This window comes from Sphingomonas sp., assembly GCF_031426035.1.
Lineage (GTDB): Bacteria > Pseudomonadota > Alphaproteobacteria > Sphingomonadales > Sphingomonadaceae > Sphingomicrobium.
Genome location: NZ_JANPKO010000031.1, coordinates 1 through 2,726, shown reverse-complemented (window position 1 = coordinate 2,726; position 2,726 = coordinate 1). Strand labels below are relative to the sequence as shown.

The 2,726-nt window shown below is 67.9% G+C and carries 3 protein-coding genes and 1 pseudogene; 3 read left to right on the top strand and 1 reads right to left on the bottom strand.

The window, feature by feature from the left end; all coding sequences use genetic code 11:
- Positions 1–148, top strand: a pseudogene (locus RMP08_RS01895) (5'/3'-nucleotidase SurE); the annotation flags it as partial.
- Here RMP08_RS01895 and RMP08_RS01890 read toward each other — a convergent pair.
- Positions 123–1,163, bottom strand: a complete 1,041-nt coding sequence (locus tag RMP08_RS01890; RefSeq protein ID WP_310467270.1) for an SDR family oxidoreductase — start codon at positions 1,161–1,163, stop codon at positions 123–125. The pseudogene RMP08_RS01895 and the gene RMP08_RS01890 overlap by 26 nt on opposite strands.
- Before the next feature lie 107 nt (positions 1,164–1,270).
- Here RMP08_RS01890 and RMP08_RS01885 point away from each other — a divergent pair, with 107 nt between their 5' ends.
- A complete protein-coding gene (locus tag RMP08_RS01885) occupies positions 1,271–2,053 on the top strand; it encodes a glycosyltransferase family 2 protein (RefSeq protein WP_310467269.1) in 783 nt (260 codons plus the stop codon).
- Between the two features lie 2 nt (positions 2,054–2,055).
- The coding region (locus RMP08_RS01880) for a glycosyltransferase (RefSeq protein ID WP_310467268.1) at positions 2,056–2,726 on the top strand (671 nt) is incomplete at its 3' end.

The window sequence follows — 2,726 nt, the reverse complement described above, 5'->3', positions numbered from 1 at the left end:
CTGGTTCGGGCTGGGGCCGATGGTGCAGACCCCGGGCCATTCGACCGACTTGGAAGCGATCGCCGACGGCTTCGTGTCGGTAACCCCGCTCCACCTCGACCTCACCCACGACGGTTCGTTGCTTACCCTGCGCGACCGGTTCGCCTGAAGAAATCGATGTACCACGGCATCGCGGCGGCGATCCCGGCGTCGATGTCGTGGCTCGGCGCGTAGCAGAGCAGCGATTGCGCCTTGGTGATGTCGGCGAGCGAATGGCGCACGTCGCCGGGGCGGAATTCGGCCATGACCGGGGCACGGTCGTAGTGGATTTGGTGACGTCCGAGCTCGCCGCGCAGCGCCGCGAACAATTGGGTCAGGCTGGTGCGCTGGCCGACCGCGACGTTGAACACCTCTCCCTGCACGTTGTCGGGGGCGAGTGCGGCGCGGAGATTGGCCTGGACCGCGTTGGCGACAAAACAGAAGTCGCGGCTGGTGTCGCCGTCGCCGTTGATCACCACGTCGTCGCCTGCGATCATTGCCGCGGTCCATTTGGGGATCACGGCGGCATAGGCGCCATCGGGGTCCTGGCGCGGGCCGAACACGTTGAAGTAGCGCAATCCCGTGGCGCGGAAGCCGTAAGTTATGGCGTAGACCGCGGCGTAGATCTCGTTGGCGAGCTTGGTCGCAGCGTAGGGCGACAGCGGGTTGCCGATGAGCTCCTCGCGTTTGGGCAGGCTCGGCTCGTCGCCGTAGGTAGAGGAAGAGGCGGCATAGACGAAGCGTTTGACCCCGGCGCGGCGGGCGGCATCGAGCATGTTGACGAAGCCGGTGACGTTGACGTCGTGGCTGATGAGCGGCTCGTCGATCGAGCGCGGCACAGAGCCCAATGCGGCTTGGTGCAGGATGTAATCAACGCCCGCGACGGCGGCATCGCAGGCGGCACGTTCGCGGATGTCGCCGGTGATCAGGCGAAAGGCCCCGGCGTCGGCAGGGAGCAGCCGCTCCACTTCGTCGAGGTTGTGCTGATAGCCGGTCGCGAAATTGTCGAGGCCAACCACGCTTTGCCCAGCGGCGAGCAGCGCCTCGACCAGGTTGGAGCCGATGAAGCCGGCGGCGCCTGTCACTAGCCATGTCGCGCGGTGGCCGCCGAACAAGGGCGCAAAGTCGGGGGCGGTGGGCGGCATCGGCTGAATGGGGTCCTTCAGTGGAGCCGCCCCGGCGCGGCCGGGGCTAGGCTACGGGCGGCGACCTGCCTAAGCAGGCGCTTGGTTGTCAGGGGTCAAACGCGCTGATGTTGCTATCGATTTGCATCCCCACTTTCAACCGCTGCGCGCTAGTCGTGGCGTTGGTAGGTGGGTTGCTCGAGCAGCGCGGCGACTTCGAGGTCTGCGTCCATGTCGACGGCGCGACCGACGGAACCGCGGAGGAGCTGGTGGCGATCGCCGACCCGCGGCTACGTGTCACGACCGCGCCAAACCGTGGCCGCGCCGCTTCGCTCCACCACGCGGTCGCGCGCGCGCGCGGCGAATTCACCATGTTGTTCGACGACGACGACGTCCTGCGTGCGGCGGGGCTCGAGCGCGTGCTGGCCGATTGCGCGCAGCCGCTGCCGGTCGGCGTGATCGGTTTCATCTACCAGCTGGCCGGTGCCGACGGCCGCCAGCTCGGCTCCGATTTTCCAGCCGAGCGGTCCAACTTCCTAGCGCTGCGCAATGACGCCGGGGTGGCCGGCGACAAGAAGGAGGTGGTGCGCACCGACCTGCTGTGGCGGGCAATGGGCAAGGCTCCAAGCGGTACGCGGCGAGTGCCGACCTCGCTCTACTGGTCGCTCCTCGCGCTCGACGGCGACATTCTGTGTCGCAACGCGATCATCGGCGAGAAGCAATATTTGGCGGGCGGGATGTCGCACGGCATTGCGGCGCTGAAGGCAGGCAATTCGCGGCCGATGGCAGCGCTGTATAAGACACAGCTCAAGGGGTTTGCAGCGCGGCGTTTCCGCTCGCCGCGGGCCGCCGCGCGGGCTCTCGCCGGGCTCGTATGGTACGGGTCGGCCGCCGCGCTACGCGGGCGCTGACGGTGAGTGCTACCCAGCTGACACGGACCGTGCTCCACATCATTACCGGGCTCGGCCACGGCGGCGCCGAGAATGTGCTCGACCGGCTGGTGCGGTCGGATCGGAGCAATCGCCACATCATCGTGTCGTTGCACACCGAGGGGGCGCTTGGGCCGGGGCTGCGCGCGGCCGGGTGCGAGGTGCATGCGCTGGGCTTTGAGCGGGGGTCGCTGCATCTTGGCGGCTTATTTCAGTTGTGGCGGATCATCCGCGGTGCACGGTCAGCTGTGGTGCAGACCTGGATGTACCATCCCAACCTGGTCGGCGGGGTGCTCGCCCGGTTGGCTGGGGTGTCCGCGATCTACTGGAATCTGCGCCGCACCGAGCTCGAGCAGACCAGCGTCAAGACTCGACTGATCGGCAAGCTCGGGGCGTGGCTGTCCGGCGCGGTGCCCGACCGGGTCATTTGCTGCGCGACGAGCGTGGCGGAGGCGCACGCGCGCCACGGCTACGATGCATCGAAGATGGTGGTCATCCCCAACGGCATCGACACCGGGCGGTTCGCGCCCGACCCAGCGGCGCGCGAGGCGGGGAGGGCGGCACTCGGCGTCGCGCCGGACGCCACGCTGATCGGGTGCGTCGCGCGCTTCCATCCGGACAAGGATCATCGCTCGTTGTTCGCTGCGCTTAGGCG